The sequence below is a fragment of the Enterobacter cloacae complex sp. 2015409 genome, assembly GCF_041365315.1.
In the GTDB taxonomy this organism is placed as follows: Bacteria; Pseudomonadota; Gammaproteobacteria; order Enterobacterales; family Enterobacteriaceae; genus Enterobacter; species Enterobacter pseudoroggenkampii.
In genome coordinates this window covers 141,921-157,491 of record NZ_JBFTVM010000002.1, presented here as the reverse complement: position 1 = coordinate 157,491, position 15,571 = coordinate 141,921, and the positions used below count along the sequence as shown (strand labels likewise).

Below are 15,571 nucleotides of genomic sequence, written 5' to 3'. Positions count from 1 at the left end.
AATTACAACATCGTGTTAATGGAGTGTAATGAGCTGTTCAATTAACCAGCAATGGTCATATCTTATTTCTGAATTACGTTATTTTGCTTTTGTGACGCCAACGATATATTGCAACTTATTGTTTAAATTAATAAATAACAGACACAGAAAAACCGTCCACGGAATATTTCCCGCAGACGGTTTTCTCTAAGAAAATAATTAAATGCCGAGCGCTTTTTTACCGGCGTTAATTACCTCGATAATTTTATCGGTGTCATAAATACAGCCTTTCCAGGTGCCGCCGCTGACCGACTGCAGTGCTGCCCACAGGCGGGTATCGTCCGGCAAAAAGTCGTGGGCGCGCAGGTCCGGGTGCGTCTGCCGCATTGCCAGCTCGCGCGCCCCCTCCTCCGGCGTCAGCGGGATGTCCGCGGTGCCGATAAAATTCACGCTGCCCGTTAATGTCAGCCGGTCGACAGCTATCTCGATAATGTCGTTATCGCGCAGCTTGCCAATCGGCCCGCCCGCCAGCGCCTCCGGCGACACGTGGCCGAAGCAGGCGCCCGTCGACACGCCCGAGAAGCGCGCATCGGTGATTAACGACACCGTCTTTCCCCACGAGATATGCTTCAGCGCGGAGGTGAGCTGGTAGGTCTCTTCCATGCCGGTGCCGGACGGCCCGCCGCCGATCACCACCATGATATCGCCCTGTTTAATCTCTTCCCGCTTGATGGCCTTGATCGCCTGCGCTTCCGAGACAAACACCCTCGCCCGACCGGTGTGGCGGTAAACGCCATCTTCACCGACGACCGACGGGTCGATCGCCGTGGCCTTGATCACCGAGCCTTCCGGCGCGATGTTGCCCGTCGGGAAGCAAACCGTTGAGGTCAGCCCTTTCGCTTTTGCCTTCTCCGGCGGCAGGATCACGTCATCCGGATCCACGCCATCCTGCTCGCGCAGGCACTGGCGGAAGCGCGCACGGCGCTCGGACGCCTGCCACCAGTCGAGGTTCTCGCCCACCGTCTGGCCGGTCACGGTCATGGCGTCCAGATGCAGCAGGCCAAGATCGCGCAGGTGAAGCATCACCTCCGGCACGCCGCCCGCGAGGAAGGCGCGCACGGTCGGGTGATAGTCCGGGCCGTTGGGCAGCACGCTGACCAGGCGCGGCACCTTACGGTTGACGCGCGTCCAGTGCTCTACGTCCGGGATTGTGCAGCCCGCCGCGTGGGCGATGGCCGGAATGTGCAGCAGTAAATTGGTCGAGCCGCCGAAGGCCGCATGGATCACCATGGCGTTTTCGATGGCTTTATCGGTGAGGATATCGCGCGTGGTGATGCCGCGGTTATCCAGCTCGCTGACCGCGCGCGCCGACTGGCGGGCGATCTCCAGCCACACCGCCTGCCCGGACGGGGCCAGCGCGGAGTGCGGCAGCGCCAGACCCAGCGCTTCCGCGACCACCTGCGAGGTGCCCGCCGTGCCGAGGAACTGACATCCGCCGCCCGGCGAGGCGCAAGCGCGGCAGCCCAGCTCGGCGGCCTCCTGCAGGGAGAGTTCGTGGTTGGCAAAGCGCGCGCCGATAGTCTGCACCTTGCCCGCGTCTTCCCCCACGGTTGGTGGCAGCGTCGCCCCGCCCGGCACCAGAATGGTCGGCAGGTCGTGCATCGCGGCCAGCGCAATCATGGTGGCGGGCAGCCCTTTATCACAGGTGGCCACGCCAATCACCGCCCGACGCGTCGGCAGGGAACGAATCAGGCGGCGAAACACGATCGCCGCGTCGTTGCGGTACGGCAGGGAGTCGAACATGCCGTGCGTGCCCTGCGAGCGACCGTCGCACGGATCGCTGACGAAGGCCGCAAACGGGATCCCGCCGTTGAGGGTGATCTCCTTCGCCGCCGCCTGCATCTGCATGCCGATCTCCCAGTGGCCGGTGTGGTAGCCCAGCGCGACCGGGCGTCCGTCTCCGGCGCGGATGCCGCCCTGGGTGCCGATAATCAGCACCTCTTTGCCGGTCAGCTTGTTGGCGTCCCAGCCCATCCCGGCGTTCTGCGTCATGCCGAACAGGTTGCCGCTGGGGGATTCCATCAGCATCTGCGGGGTCAGCGGCAGCGCGCCCTGCGGCCCCGCCGCGTGGGTGATCACCGCATAAAACGCATCGTCCTGCGGGGTGAAAATCTTCTCGATGGTCATGGTTATCGTCCGGCTCAGCAGAGCTTGAGCTGTTGCAGCAGGGTTTTCAGCTGCGCCTTGCGCGGCGCGTCCAGTGGTGAAGCGGGCGGCAGCACGTGCGTGGAGATCGGGCGGCCGCAGAGCACAATCGCCTCTTTAATCACGTTCACAAACGGCGTATCCAGCTGATACATCTGCGGGATTTGCAGCAGGGTCTGATGATACTCAGCCGCTTTCGCCACGTCTTTATCCCGCCAGGCTTTCAGAAGATTCACCGACACCTGCGGAGCAAAGTTGCCGCTCGCCGAAATCGCCCCGTCGCCGCCGAGCAGCAGGGTATTAAACAGATGATCGTCGTAGCCACAGAGCACGGTGAAGTGCGGGTGAGCGGCTTTGACGGTGTGGATCATGCTGCGCAGGTGGGCGACGGAGTCGATGGTGTCTTTGATGCCGACGATGTTGCTGCGCGAGTCGGCCAGGGTTTTCACCAGCGCCGGGGTCAGATCCTGCCCGGTCAGCGCCGGGAAGTTATAGAGCATCACCGGCAGCGTGACGCTGTCGGCCACCTGCTCGAAATAGCGGATCAGGTTCGCTTCCGACACTTTCCAGTAGTAGGGGTTGATCACCACGATGCCGTCCGCCCCCGCCTGCTGCGCGTGCTGGCTCAGCGCAATGGTTTCCCGGGCGTTGGTGCCGCCGGTGCCGATCAGGACCGGTACGCGACGATCGACATGATCGATAGCAAATTGGGCAATGGTTTTACGCTCTTCGGCGCTAAGCTGGGAAAACTCGCCGCCGCTGCCCAGGAAGAACAGGCCGTCAACGCCTGCCGCGATCAGATCGTCGATCAGCGCGGCGGTGCCCTGCTTATCGAGCTGGCCATCGGCGGTAAAAATGGTGGAGACAGGGGGAATGATTCCCGTGAACAACGCGGACTGCGGCATGAGATCTCCTTGCTGAATCATTTTGTTCTACATTATAGAACAGCGTTCGTTAAATTAACGATCATACTATGACGCAGGAAAAGCGCAGGTAAATGAGAGATGCAGAGGGAGTGCGGGAAATTTAAGCTGGATCACATATTGTCCCCCTCACCCCGGCCCTCTCCCCATGTACAGTCCGGGGACATAGTGAACACTTGTTCGGGGACATGGTAGACACTTACAACTAAGGCATAAGAACCCGTTTATGGAGTCGCTTATGCCCTAGGATGCGAGAGATACCATGTCATTACGTACCGAGTTTGTTTTGTTCGCCTCGCAGGACGGGGCGAACATCCGTTCGCTCTGCCGCCACTACGGCATTTCCCCTGCCACCGGCTACAAGTGGCTTCAGCGCTGGGCTGTGGAAGGCGCCTCCGGGCTTCAGGACCGCCCCGCACTCCCCGTCATTCCCCGAACCGCTCATCTGACGACATCACTGACCTGCTGCGCATGGCGCATGAACGCCATGCACGCTGGGGAGCCCGCAAGATTAAACGCTGGCTGGAAGACCGGGGACACCGTATGCTCGCCTTCAGCACCGTCCATAATCTGATGGCCCGTCACGGTCTGCTGCCGGGCACATCACCGGGCATCCCGGCCACGGGGCGCTTTGAACATGATGCCCCGAACCGGCTCTGGCAGATGGATTTTAAGGGCCACTTTCCCTTCGGTGGCGGCCGCTGCCATCCGCTCACCCTGCTGGATGACCACTCCCGTTTTTCCCTGTGCCTGGCGCACTGTAACGATGAACGACGTGAGACCGTGCAACAGCAGCTGGTCAGCGTGTTTGAACGCTACGGCCTGCCGGACAGGATGACCATGGACAACGGCTCACCGTGGGGCGACACCACCGGCACCTGGACGGCGCTGGAACTGTGGCTGATGCGCCACGGTATCCGGGTGGGTCACTCCCGGCCGTATCATCCGCAGACGCAGGGCAAGCTGGAGCGTTTTCACCGCAGCCTGAAGGCGGAAGTGCTGCAGGGGAAGTGGTTCGCAGACAGGGGGGAACTGCAGCGTGCCTTTGACCACTGGCGGACGGTCTATAACCTTGAACGCCCGCACGAGGCGCTGGATATGGCGGTACCGGCCTCGCGGTATCAGCCGTCTGCACGCCAGTACAGCAGCAACACAGCGCCACCGGAATATTACGAAGGGGTGATGGTCAGGAAAGTGGATATCAGCGGTAAGCTGAGCGTCAGAGGTATCAGTCTGAGCGCGGGTAAGGCGTTCAGGGGAGAGCGGGTCGGACTGAAGGAGACGCAGGAGGATGGCTGTTACGAAGTGTGGTGGTACAGCACGAAAGTGGGGGTGATCGACCTGAAGAAACAGTCGATCACCATGGGTAAAGGATGTTAAAAAGTGTTCACCATGTCCCCGAACACCTGTCTACCATGTCCCCGGACTGTACACCCCAATGGGGCGAGGGGGAAAAGACGGCTCGGAGCAGTCCCCTCTCCCCTGTGGGGAGAGGGTTAGGGTGAGGGGTAAGGGTTACTCTACAAGCATCTTCACCACAACTTTCATGACCTTAGCAGGTGCCCCCACCGCGCACAGCGGCTTGTGCACCTCACCCGGCCAGAACACCACAAAATCCCCTTCGCTCAGCACCACGGTTTTCTCCTGCTCGCCTTCCGGCAGGAAGGCGATGTCTTTGTCCGCCAGCCAGTCGGTGTCCGGCGTGCCGGGCGGCAGGGTGCTGAAGGTCATCCCTTCCTGACCCTTCATCACAATCTGAATATCCAGATAGCGCGCGTGGTACTCGGCGCGACGCTCGGCGAACGGCTGGGTCATATCTTCAGAGACCAGATAAAACAGGCTGTTGCCGTTGATGTCGTGCTTGCCGAGCGGCGTCGCGTCGGTGACGTGGGCTTTAACATGCTCAATGGCCTGTCGCAGTTCGTCAGGCAGCCAGGAGTGCAGATGGTAGATGTTGCCGATAATCATCAGAATACCCTCGATATAAAACAACGTTTCATTTTTATCTTTTATACGAGAATCCTGGCTGCCATACCAGCGCTTTTTAGACGGGTTTTGCGCGAACGCATGTTTATCGGGAATGGTGTTAATTTGCTGTTAAGCCCTCGCAGGCATTTATGCAGCCATTATGCATATCTTCAGTTCTTCGTTATCACGGCCTTGCGCTAACTTACTGATCGTCATGCCTTAACAACAAAACTCGCTACAGCTTCACATTTTATCACTTTGATAATTTGCTATTAAATTCAATAAATATTTATTGATTTTCCTTAAGCCAAAAATAGTTAATTAGCAATATTGCATAGCCATTCCCCGCCACTTTTAAACACAATTAAAATCAATGGCTTAACAAAATATTTCAAAGCATGAAATTCTACAAAACACTAACAACTACAAATAATGACAACGGATATTGCTTAGCTATTCACCTCGCCAGAATAGCCAATTAATCATTATCTGATGCGAATCATGCAAATGAAAACAAACCGCTTAATATCAATTTTCGCGTGAGCAGCATCACAATACGGATTATTTAACTGCCTAGTATGAATTACGAAATCAATTGAGCTTAGCCGCCATGAAATTAAATGCATCACATGGCGCATGCCCTTTTTATTCTGAAAAACAGTTAAAGGAATAATTATGGAAAAGCATTACGTCGGTTCTGAAATTGGTCAATTGCGTAGCGTTATGCTGCACCGCCCAAATTTAAGTCTGAAACGTTTAACGCCATCGAACTGTCAGGAGCTCCTTTTCGATGACGTGCTCTCGGTTGAGCGTGCGGGTGAGGAGCATGACATCTTCGCAAACACGCTGCGCGAGCAGGGTGTGGAAGTCCTGCTGTTGACCGACCTTCTGACACAAACCCTTGATATTGCAGAGGCGAAAGCCTGGCTGCTGGAGACGCAAATCTCTGATTATCGCCTCGGCCCTACCTTTGCCGGCGACGTTCGCGGCTGGCTGGCGGATATGCCGCACCGCGAACTGGCGCGCAGGCTGAGCGGTGGATTAACCTACGGTGAAATTCCGGCGGCCATTAAAAATATGGTGGTGGATACCCACACGGCGAATGATTTTATTATGAAGCCGCTGCCAAACCATTTATTTACCCGCGATACCTCCTGCTGGATCTATAACGGCGTCTCTATTAACCCGATGGCCAAACCGGCGCGTCAGCGTGAAACCAATAACCTGCGGGCAATATATCGATGGCACCCGGCGTTCGCCGACGGCGATTTTATTAAGTATTTCGGCGACGAGAATATTAATTACGACCACGCCACCTTAGAAGGCGGTGACGTATTAGTGATTGGCCGCGGCGCGGTATTGATCGGCATGTCCGAACGCACGACGCCGCAGGGCGTGGAGTTCCTCGCCAACAGCCTGTTCAAACACCGCCAGGCCGAGCGCGTGATTGCCGTTGAGCTGCCAAAACACCGCTCCTGCATGCACCTCGACACCGTCATGACCCACATCGACGTGGATACCTTCTCCGTCTACCCGGAAGTGGTGCGCAAAGACGCCCAGTGCTGGACGCTCACCCCGGACGGACGCGGCGGCCTGCTGCGCACCCAGGAAACCGACCTGCTGCACGCCATCGAGAAAGCGCTCGGCATTAACCAGGTACGTCTGATCACCACCGGCGGCGACGCCTTTGAGGCCGAACGCGAGCAGTGGAACGACGCCAATAACGTCCTGACCATCCGCCCCGGCGTGGTGATCGGCTACGAGCGCAACGTCTGGACCAACGAGAAGTACGACAAAGCGGGTATCACCGTGCTGCCCATCCCGGGCGACGAACTCGGACGCGGCCGCGGCGGCGCGCGCTGCATGAGCTGCCCGCTGGAACGCGACGGAATTTAAAGGAGCCATCATGGAACGAAAACCCACTCTGGTTGTGGCCCTGGGCGGCAACGCGCTGCTCAAGCGCGGCGAGCCGCTGGAAGCGGAGATCCAGCGCCAGAACATCGAGCAGGCCGCCCGCACCATCGCCGGCTTAACGGAGCAGTGGCGCGTGGTGCTGGTACACGGCAACGGGCCGCAGGTCGGGCTGCTGGCGCTGCAGAACAGCGCCTACGACAAAGTCACGCCCTACCCGCTGGACGTTCTCGGCGCCGAAAGCCAGGGAATGATCGGCTACATGCTCCAGCAGGCGCTGAAAAACAGCCTGCCGCAGCGGGAGGTGAGCGTTCTGCTCACCCAGGTGGAAGTGGACGCCGCCGACCCGGCCTTCAGCAACCCGACCAAGTACATCGGCCCGGTCTACAGCGAAGCCCAGGCAAAAACGCTGGCGGCGGAGAAAGGCTGGGTGTTTAAGGCCGACGGCAGCTACGTCCGCCGCGTGGTGCCGTCGCCGCAGCCGAAGCGCATCGTCGAGAGCGACGCCATCACGGCGCTGATCCAGCGCGACCACCTGGTGATCTGCAACGGAGGCGGCGGCGTGCCGGTGGTGGAACACGCCAACGGCTATCGCGGGATCGAGGCGGTAATCGACAAAGACCTCTCCGCCGCCCTGCTGGCGCGCCAGATCGAAGCCGATGCCCTGCTGATCCTCACCGACGCCGACGCGGTGTACCTCGACTGGGGCAAGCCGACCCAGCGTCCGCTGGCGCAGGTGACGCCGGAGCTGCTCAAAGGCATGCAGTTCGACGCCGGATCGATGGGGCCGAAAGTGGCCGCCTGCCGCGAGTTTGTTGAAGCCTGCAACGGCATTGCCGGGATCGGCGCGCTGGCCGACGGCGCGGAGATCCTCGCGGGCGAGAAAGGCACGTTGATTCGTAACTGAACTCTCATTTTAAAAAGGATTTACCCATGACCATCAACCTGAAAAACCGCAACTTCCTGAAACTGCTGGACTACACCCCGGCGGAGATCCAGTACCTGATCGACCTCGCCATTGAGCTGAAGGCCGCTAAAAAAGCCGGGCGCGAGAAGCAAACCCTGGTCGGGAAAAACATCGCCCTGATCTTTGAAAAAACCTCCACCCGCACCCGCTGCGCCTTCGAAGTGGGCGCGTTCGATCAGGGCGCGCAGGTCACCTATCTCGGCCCAAGCGGATCGCAGATCGGCCATAAAGAGTCGATGAAAGACACCGCCCGCGTGCTGGGCCGCATGTACGACGGCATCGAATACCGCGGCTATGGTCAGGCCATCGTCGAAGAGCTCGGCGAGTACGCGGGCGTGCCGGTGTGGAACGGCCTGACCGACGAGTTTCACCCAACGCAAATCCTCGCAGATCTGATGACCATGCTGGAGCACGCGCCGGGCAAAACCCTGCCGGAGCTGAGCTTTGCCTATCTCGGCGACGCGCGCAACAACATGGGCAACTCCCTGATGGTGGGCGCGGCCAAGATGGGGATGGATATCCGCCTCGTCGCGCCGAAATCCTTCTGGCCGGAAGCCGGGCTGGTTGAGCAGTGCCGCGCCATCGCCAAAGAGACGGGCGCGCGCATCACCCTCACCGACGACGTGGAAGAAGGCGTGCGGGGGACCGATTTCCTCTACACCGACGTGTGGGTCTCCATGGGCGAGCCGAAGGAAGCCTGGGCCGAGCGCGTCAGCCTGATGAAGCCATATCAAATTAACGCCCAGGTGATGAAGGCCACCGGCAACCCGAACGTCAAATTCATGCACTGCCTGCCGGCGTTCCACAACGAACACACCAAAGTGGGCCGCGAGATCGAGATGGCGTACGGCCTGAAGGGGCTGGAGGTGACGGAAGAGGTCTTCGAATCGCCGAACTCGATCGTCTTCGACGAAGCAGAGAACCGCATGCACACCATTAAAGCGGTCATGGTGGCGACACTCGGCGACTAATCACCGCCCGGCGCGCCGCGGGGTGCGCCGGGTTTAAGGAGAACATCATGGGCAAGTTTAAGTTTCCCTCCGCTTACACCATTCTCTTTTTCCTGATTGCCGTTGTGGCGGCGCTGAGCTGGGTCGTTCCCGCCGGCCAGTACCAGATGGCGATGAACGACACCCTCGGTAAAGAAGTCCCGATTGCCGGAACCTACGCGCACGTGGCGGCGCATCCGCAGGGGCTGGTTTCCGTCCTGATGGCGCCCATCGCCGGGCTGTACGATCCGGTCTCCGGTCAGGCCGGGGCGATCGACGTGGCGCTGTTTATTCTGATCATCGGGGGATTTCTCGGGATCGTCACCAAAACCGGGGCGATTGACGCCGGGATCGAGCGCGTCACCACCCGGCTGCGCGGACGCGAGGAGTGGATGATCCCGATCCTGATGGCGCTGTTTGCCGCGGGCGGCACCATTTACGGCATGGCCGAAGAGTCGCTGCCGTTCTACACCCTGCTGGTGCCGGTGATGCTGGCAGCCCGGTTCGATCCGGTTGTCGCCGCCTCCACCGTGCTGCTCGGCGCGGGGATCGGCACGCTGGGTTCCACCATCAACCCGTTTGCCACGGTCATCGCCGCCAACGCCGCCGGGATCCCCTTCACTAACGGCATCGCCCTGCGCGTGGCGCTGCTGGTCATCGGCTGGATCATCTGCGTGGCGTGGGTCATGCGCTACGCCCGCAAGGTGCGCAAGGATCCCTCGCTGTCGATCGTTGCAGACAAGCAGGAAGAGAACCGCGCCCATTTCCTCGGCAACAAGGGCGAACAGTCGCTGGAGTTCACCCCGGTGCGCAAAATCATCCTGGTGATTTTCGCCCTCGCCTTCGCGGTGATGATTTACGGCGTGGCGGTGCTGGGCTGGTGGATGGCGGAGATTTCGGCGGTGTTTCTCGCCAGCGCGATTATCGTCGGCCTGATCGCCCGCATGAGCGAAGAGGAGCTGACCTCGACGTTTATCAACGGCGCGCGAGATTTGCTGGGCGTCGCGCTGATTATCGGCATCGCGCGCGGTATCGTAGTGATCATGGATAAGGGCATGATTACCCACACCATTTTGCACAGCGCCGAGGGGATGGTTACCGGGTTATCGACGGTGGCGTTCATCAACGTGATGTACTGGCTGGAAGTGGTGCTGTCGTTTCTTGTGCCTTCTTCGTCCGGCCTGGCCGTTCTGACGATGCCGATCATGGCGCCCCTTGCCGATTTCGCTAACGTCAACCGCGACCTGGTGGTCACGGCCTACCAGTCGGCGTCCGGCATCGTTAACCTGGTCACTCCCACCTCAGCCGTCGTGATGGGCGGGCTGGCTATCGCCCGCGTGCCCTACGTGCGCTATCTGAAATGGGTGGCGCCGCTGCTGGGGATATTAACGGTAGTGATCATGGTGGCGTTGAGCCTGGGTGCCTTGTTGTGATTTGCCGGATGGCGCTGCGCTTATCCGGCCTACGGATCGGTGCGGTGCCACCGGTTATTTCGGGAACTGATATGGGAACTATGATGGATTACGAAGAGTACTCTCCCAAAGAACAACTACAGCTGACGGTCTGCCAGCGCCTGATAGCAGAAAAGAGCTATCTCTCCCAGGAGGAGATCCGCCGGGATTTGCAGGAGCGTGGTTTTGAGACCATCAGCCAGTCCACCGTTTCACGTCTGCTTAAATTGCTCGGTGTCATAAAAATTCGAAATGCCAAAGGGCTAAAGATTTATTCGCTGAATCCCCAGCTGCGCCCTGCCCCCGACGCCGCGCGTACCGTGTCCGAAATGGTGGTCAGCGTCGAGCATAATAGCGAGTTTATCCTTGTGCATACCGTCGCCGGATATGGCCGCGCGGTGGCGCGTATTCTGGATTATCACCAGCTGCCGGAAATTTTAGGCGTGGTGGCTGGCAGCAGTATCGTCTGGGTCGCTCCCCGGGTCGTGAAGCGCACCGCGCTGGTGCATAAGCAAATTAATTATTTACTCAGAACGAATTAATATTCATAAAGAACCGTTTGCATTGAGTAAAGCGTGCATTAAATCGCTTGATCCGAAAAGCGAGCTGCGTATAATGCCCGACAATTTGCCGGGAGGAAGCATGGTCAAGCGTGTACGACATAACGTCTTACCGCGTCTGAAATCAGACGCTGGCCTGCCGTTTTTCTTCCCGTTGCTAAACCTATTCCCAGAGCCCCTCATTTGAGGGGCTTTTTTTTGCCCGGCGTCAGGAGATAAACATGAATCCGCTTTATCAAAAACACATCATTTCCATAAACGACCTCAGCCGCGAAGAGCTGGAACTGGTTCTGGAAACCGCGGCAAAACTGAAGGCCAATCCGCAACCGGAGCTGCTGAAGCACAAGGTGATTGCGAGCTGCTTCTTTGAAGCCTCGACCCGCACCCGCCTCTCCTTTGAGACCTCCATGCACCGCCTGGGGGCGAGCGTGGTGGGCTTCTCGGACAGCAGCAACACGTCGCTGGGTAAAAAAGGCGAGACCCTGGCGGATACCATTTCAGTCATCAGCACCTACGTCGACGCGATTGTGATGCGTCATCCGCAGGAGGGCGCGGCACGCCTGGCGACCGAGTTCTCCGGCGGCATTCCGGTACTGAACGCCGGTGACGGTGCCAACCAGCATCCGACGCAGACCCTGCTGGATCTGTTCACCATTCAGGAGACCCAGGGCAAGCTCGAGAACCTGAATATCGCCATGGTCGGCGACCTGAAATATGGCCGCACCGTCCACTCCCTGACGCAGGCGCTGGCGAAATTTAACGGCAACCGCTTCTACTTCATCGCGCCTGACGCGCTGGCGATGCCGCAGTACATCCTCGACATGCTGGACGAGAAAGGCATTCAGTGGAGCCTGCATGCCAGCATCGAAGAGGTGATGAGCCACGTGGATATTCTGTACATGACCCGCGTGCAGAAAGAGCGTCTGGATCCGTCCGAATACGCCAACGTGAAGGCACAGTTCGTGCTGCGCGCCAGCGACCTCGAGGGCGCGCGCGACAACATGAAGGTGCTGCATCCGCTGCCGCGCATCGATGAGATCACCACAGACGTGGATAAAACGCCGCACGCCTGGTACTTCCAGCAGGCCGGAAACGGCATCTTCGCCCGCCAGGCGTTACTGGCACTGGTTCTGAATCGCGAATTGGCACTGTAAGGGGAAACGACCATGACACACGATAACAAACTCCAGGTTGAAGCCATCAAGCGTGGCACCGTGATTGACCACATCCCTGCGCAGGTGGGCTTTAAGCTGCTGACGCTGTTCAAACTGACCGAAACCGACCAGCGCATCACCATCGGCCTGAACCTGCCGTCGGGTGAAATGGGCCGCAAGGACCTGATTAAAATCGAGAATACCTTCCTGACCGACGAGCAGGTTAACCAGTTGTCGCTGTACGCGCCGGACGCCACCGTCAACCGCATCGACGAGTATGAAGTGGTCGGTAAATCCCGCCCGAGCCTGCCGGATCGCATTGAAAGCGTGCTGGTCTGCCCGAACAGCAACTGCATCAGCCATGCCGAGCCGGTTTCCTCCAGCTTCGCAGTGAAAAAACGCGCCGATGACATCGCGCTCAAATGCAAATACTGCGAAAAAGAGTTTTCTCATTATGTGGTGCTGGCCAACTAATTGAGGTTGGTAATGAAATCCCGGCTGTTATAATGGCCGGGAACATTCTTAACGCTGTAATTCTGGAGAAAACATGAGCAAAGTACTCGCGACGGAAAATGCACCAGCCGCTATCGGCCCTTACGTTCAGGGCGTTGATCTGGGCAGCATGATCATCACTTCAGGTCAGATCCCCGTAAACCCAAAAACCGGTGAAGTGCCGACCGACGTGGCAGCACAGGCGCGTCAGTCGCTGGAAAACGTGCAGGCTATCGTTGAATCTGCGGGCCTGAAAGTGGGCGACATCGTCAAAACCACCGTTTTCGTGAAAGATCTGAACGACTTCGCGACCGTTAACGCCACCTATGAAGCGTTCTTCACCGAGCACAACGCCACCTTCCCGGCGCGCTCCTGCGTGGAAGTGGCGCGTCTGCCAAAAGACGTGAAAATTGAAATCGAAGCGATTGCCGTACGTCGCTAATTCGCTTTGTCGATGATAAGGCAGCCTGGGGCTGCCTTTTTTTATGGCCCGCTACTGATTCCGCGTGGCGCGAAGCAGCGTCTCCAGCGGATAGACCGCCGCAATCACCACTTCGTCCTGCACCTTCGCCGCGTTATCCAGCTCGCTCTGAATCGAGGCTATCTCTTTATCATCCAGAGTGCCCTGGCGCGCCACCAGATCCGTCAGCCGCAGGCCAATCGAGGCCAGCTTATCCACCTCCTGGATCACCGGCTTCATCGCCTTCAGCTGATAGCTGTTTTCGCTTAAGGCCAGCGCGTCGCTGGTGTTGCTCTGCCAGCGGTTAAAGACGTGGCGCAGGGCGTCGGCGCTTTCCGTGTCTTCCGCATCGCTCACCAGACGGTCCGCCCATTTGTGCATCTGGCGCACGGTGGCGCTTTCGGCGTTTAGCGCATCGGCGAAGCGGTTGAGGGGCTCGAACTGATGATAGTTTCCGGCCTGAAACTTCAGGTGCTGACGGGTGTAATACTGCGCTGGCTCTACCGCCTGCGCGAGGATCTGCAGCGGCAGGGTGTCGGCATTACCGGCGAGGCGCGTGAACTGCACCTGCTGCTGGGTATGCTGCTGCAGCCCGACCGACACCGTCGACCAGCTGTCCATCGCCTGCAGGCGGGTGTACATGTTTTCGACATCGTTGACGTCCTGCGCCGACCACAGCCGCTCCGCCACCGCAAACGTGCGCGGCCACAGGCGGATATCCAGCACCGGCGCCACCACGTTTTCCGCCCACAGCGCCGCTTCACCGCCGAGCAGGTTGGCCTGGTTCGCCACGTCCGGCACGACCGGCGGAACGCCTTTCGGCACGTCGTCCAGACGCGTGCCGCTGATTGGGTAGCGCGTATTCCCCACCAGGAAATAGCCGGAAAGCTTGTCGTTATCGACGGTGACGACCGGGCGCGTGTCGCCCATCCACGTATCGACGGTAAACGTCACCTGGCTGTCATCGCGCCATTCGATGTTCTGCACCGCGCGGCGGGATTTCCCGGCAAAATCAATAAACCCGCGCCAGCCCGCATCCCCTTTCACCAGCGTGAAGCTCCCCTCCACCGGCTTACCCTTCAGGCGCGGCATGGAGAAGGCCCAGCTCTGGGCGCTGTCGGTGTCCGCTATGACGTCCACGCCGTTTAAGCCCTGCGGGACAATCTCGTTGCGGTAGTGATAGGCGGTGGACTGGGGCTGGTCGAGATAAAAGCCGGTCGACAGAATGCCCTTGTAGCCGCTCTGCGCCACCTGCCCCAGCGCGTCCTGCCCTTGCCAGGACTGGATCAGAATGCTTTTCGGCAGGTCAGGATGGTAGATCTCATCCCAGCCGACCATCTGGCGGTGATGCTTCTCGAGGATCGTTTCCAGCTTGCGGTTGAAGTAAGCCTGCAGCGCGTGGCTGTCCGCCAGCCTGTTGTCGCGCATAAACTGCTGGATAGCCGGGTTCGCTTTCCACTGGCTGTCGTCCACCTCGTCGCCGCCGATGTGCAGATACGGATCGGGGAAGATCGCCGCCAGTTCGCTGACCATCGCGTCAGCAAAGGCGTAAGTCGCCTCTTTGGTGGGATCGAGAACCGGCTTCAGCACGCCCCAGTGGCGTTCCATGGCGTACGGCCCCGGCGCGCTCATCAGCTCCGGGTAGGCCACGGCAATCGCCGAGGCGTGGCCCGGCATGTCGATCTCCGGCACCACGCGGATACCGCGCTCGGCGGCGTAACGCACCACCTCGCGCATCTGTTCAGGCGTGTAGAACAGCCCGTCGCTGGCAAGCTGCGTCAGCTTAGGGTAGCGCTTCGAACTGAAGCGCCAGCCCTGGTCGTCGGTCAGGTGCCAGTGCAGCACGTTGAGCTTCGCCGCGGCCATGCCGTCGATCTGGCGTTTGATATCCGGCAGCGGGATAAAGTGGCGCGCCGAATCCAGCAGCAGCCCGCGCCACGGGAAGCGCGGCGAATCTTCAATGGTAACCCACGGCAGAGAGGTGTTTTCCGCCCCGTTCTGCATCAGCTGGAGCAGGGTTTCCATGGCGCGTAGCGCGCCGAAGCGGGTATTGGCGGAGATAGTCACGCCGTTAGCATCCACCGTGAGCTTATAGGTTTCATCGCTGTCCGGCAGCGGCTGCGGCCTCACCTTTTTAGCGATGGCAATGCGGATAGTCGGCTTGTCTGGCTTTTCAGCCTGAGGCTGCAGCGTCCAGCCGGTTTGCAGGGCGATGCGCTGGCGCAGGCGGTTGACGGCGTCACCGAGATCGTCACCGCTGACGCTAATGGATACGTTGTTGCTGAGCACCAGCGCGCCCTGGGTCGTCGGGCGTTCGACCTTCGCAGGCCAGGGCATTAAGGGGAGATCCCCTGCCGGGGCGGCAAAGGCAGAGGCGCCGAGCATCAGCCCGGCGGTTAAGAGACTGTACCGTAACATGAATGTTCCTTATCTGACGGGCCAAATAAAGGCAAAACATTCTGTTAACATGCGCTCAATTTGTCGTCAAGCGAATGCGCCGACGGAGATCACA

13 protein-coding genes and 2 pseudogenes are annotated in these 15,571 nt (G+C 59.4%); 10 read left to right on the top strand and 5 right to left on the bottom strand.

What is annotated here, in order from left to right:
- Positions 1–198: 198 nt before the first annotated feature.
- Together yagF and yagE are read right to left on the bottom strand one after the other, a co-directional pair.
- Entirely contained in the window at positions 199–2,166 is a 1,968-nt protein-coding gene (gene yagF / locus ACDO57_RS14370) for a xylonate dehydratase YagF (RefSeq protein ID WP_370884163.1), read from the bottom strand.
- Positions 2,167–2,180: 14 nt separating this feature from the next.
- Positions 2,181–3,089, bottom strand: a complete 909-nt coding sequence (gene yagE, locus ACDO57_RS14365; protein WP_248199508.1) for a dihydrodipicolinate synthase family protein — start codon at positions 3,087–3,089, stop codon at positions 2,181–2,183.
- A gap of 280 nt (positions 3,090–3,369) precedes the next feature.
- On the opposite strand from yagE, the pseudogene ACDO57_RS14360 reads away from it, so the two are divergent.
- Positions 3,370–4,487, top strand: a pseudogene (locus ACDO57_RS14360) (IS481 family transposase).
- A 135-nt stretch (positions 4,488–4,622) separates the two neighbouring features.
- On the opposite strand, the gene ACDO57_RS14355 reads toward ACDO57_RS14360, so the two are convergent.
- Positions 4,623–5,075, bottom strand: a complete 453-nt coding sequence (locus ACDO57_RS14355; protein ID WP_370884162.1) for a YhcH/YjgK/YiaL family protein — start codon at positions 5,073–5,075, stop codon at positions 4,623–4,625.
- A 675-nt stretch (positions 5,076–5,750) separates the two neighbouring features.
- Here ACDO57_RS14355 and arcA point away from each other — a divergent pair.
- From arcA to ACDO57_RS14330, 5 genes are all read left to right on the top strand, one after another.
- Positions 5,751–6,971, top strand: a complete 1,221-nt coding sequence (gene arcA / locus ACDO57_RS14350) for an arginine deiminase (RefSeq protein WP_008501384.1) — start codon at positions 5,751–5,753, stop codon at positions 6,969–6,971.
- Positions 6,972–6,981: 10 nt separating this feature from the next.
- The gene (arcC, locus tag ACDO57_RS14345; RefSeq protein WP_370884161.1) at positions 6,982–7,893 is read left to right on the top strand and encodes a carbamate kinase; all 912 of its coding nucleotides are present in this window, start codon (positions 6,982–6,984) and stop codon (positions 7,891–7,893) included.
- 26 nt (positions 7,894–7,919) lie between these two features.
- Positions 7,920–8,924 carry an ornithine carbamoyltransferase gene (gene argF / locus ACDO57_RS14340; protein WP_032651476.1) on the top strand — a complete coding sequence of 335 codons (1,005 nt, stop codon included), beginning with the start codon at positions 7,920–7,922 and terminating at the stop codon, positions 8,922–8,924.
- A gap of 47 nt (positions 8,925–8,971) precedes the next feature.
- Positions 8,972–10,375 carry a YfcC family protein gene (locus ACDO57_RS14335; RefSeq protein WP_024907260.1) on the top strand — a complete coding sequence of 468 codons (1,404 nt, stop codon included), beginning with the start codon at positions 8,972–8,974 and terminating at the stop codon, positions 10,373–10,375.
- A gap of 80 nt (positions 10,376–10,455) precedes the next feature.
- Positions 10,456–10,935, top strand: coding sequence for an arginine repressor (locus tag ACDO57_RS14330; RefSeq protein ID WP_024907261.1), 480 nt, complete (start codon positions 10,456–10,458; stop codon positions 10,933–10,935).
- A gap of 3 nt (positions 10,936–10,938) precedes the next feature.
- Here ACDO57_RS14330 and ACDO57_RS14325 read toward each other — a convergent pair.
- A pseudogene (locus ACDO57_RS14325) lies at positions 10,939–11,056 on the bottom strand (hypothetical protein).
- Here ACDO57_RS14325 and ACDO57_RS14320 point away from each other — a divergent pair.
- The 4 genes from ACDO57_RS14320 (at position 11,036) to ridA (ending at position 13,041) form a co-directional block, all read left to right on the top strand.
- Positions 11,036–11,140, top strand: a complete 105-nt coding sequence (locus ACDO57_RS14320) for a pyrBI operon leader peptide (RefSeq protein WP_022646880.1) — start codon at positions 11,036–11,038, stop codon at positions 11,138–11,140. The pseudogene ACDO57_RS14325 and the gene ACDO57_RS14320 overlap by 21 nt on opposite strands.
- 34 nt (positions 11,141–11,174) lie before the next feature.
- On the top strand, positions 11,175–12,107 hold the full coding sequence (gene pyrB / locus ACDO57_RS14315) for an aspartate carbamoyltransferase (protein WP_024907262.1): 933 nt from the start codon (positions 11,175–11,177) through the stop codon (positions 12,105–12,107).
- A 12-nt stretch (positions 12,108–12,119) separates the two neighbouring features.
- Complete coding sequence (gene pyrI, locus ACDO57_RS14310) at positions 12,120–12,581, top strand: aspartate carbamoyltransferase regulatory subunit (RefSeq protein ID WP_023310197.1); 462 nt, start codon at positions 12,120–12,122, stop codon at positions 12,579–12,581.
- Between the two features lie 73 nt (positions 12,582–12,654).
- Complete coding sequence (gene ridA, locus ACDO57_RS14305; RefSeq protein WP_024907263.1) at positions 12,655–13,041, top strand: 2-iminobutanoate/2-iminopropanoate deaminase; 387 nt, start codon at positions 12,655–12,657, stop codon at positions 13,039–13,041.
- 51 nt (positions 13,042–13,092) lie between these two features.
- Here the strand turns inward: ridA and ACDO57_RS14300 are convergent, their stop codons facing one another.
- Complete coding sequence (locus ACDO57_RS14300) at positions 13,093–15,477, bottom strand: beta-N-acetylhexosaminidase (protein ID WP_370884160.1); 2,385 nt, start codon at positions 15,475–15,477, stop codon at positions 13,093–13,095.
- Between the last annotated feature and the right edge of the window lie 94 nt (positions 15,478–15,571).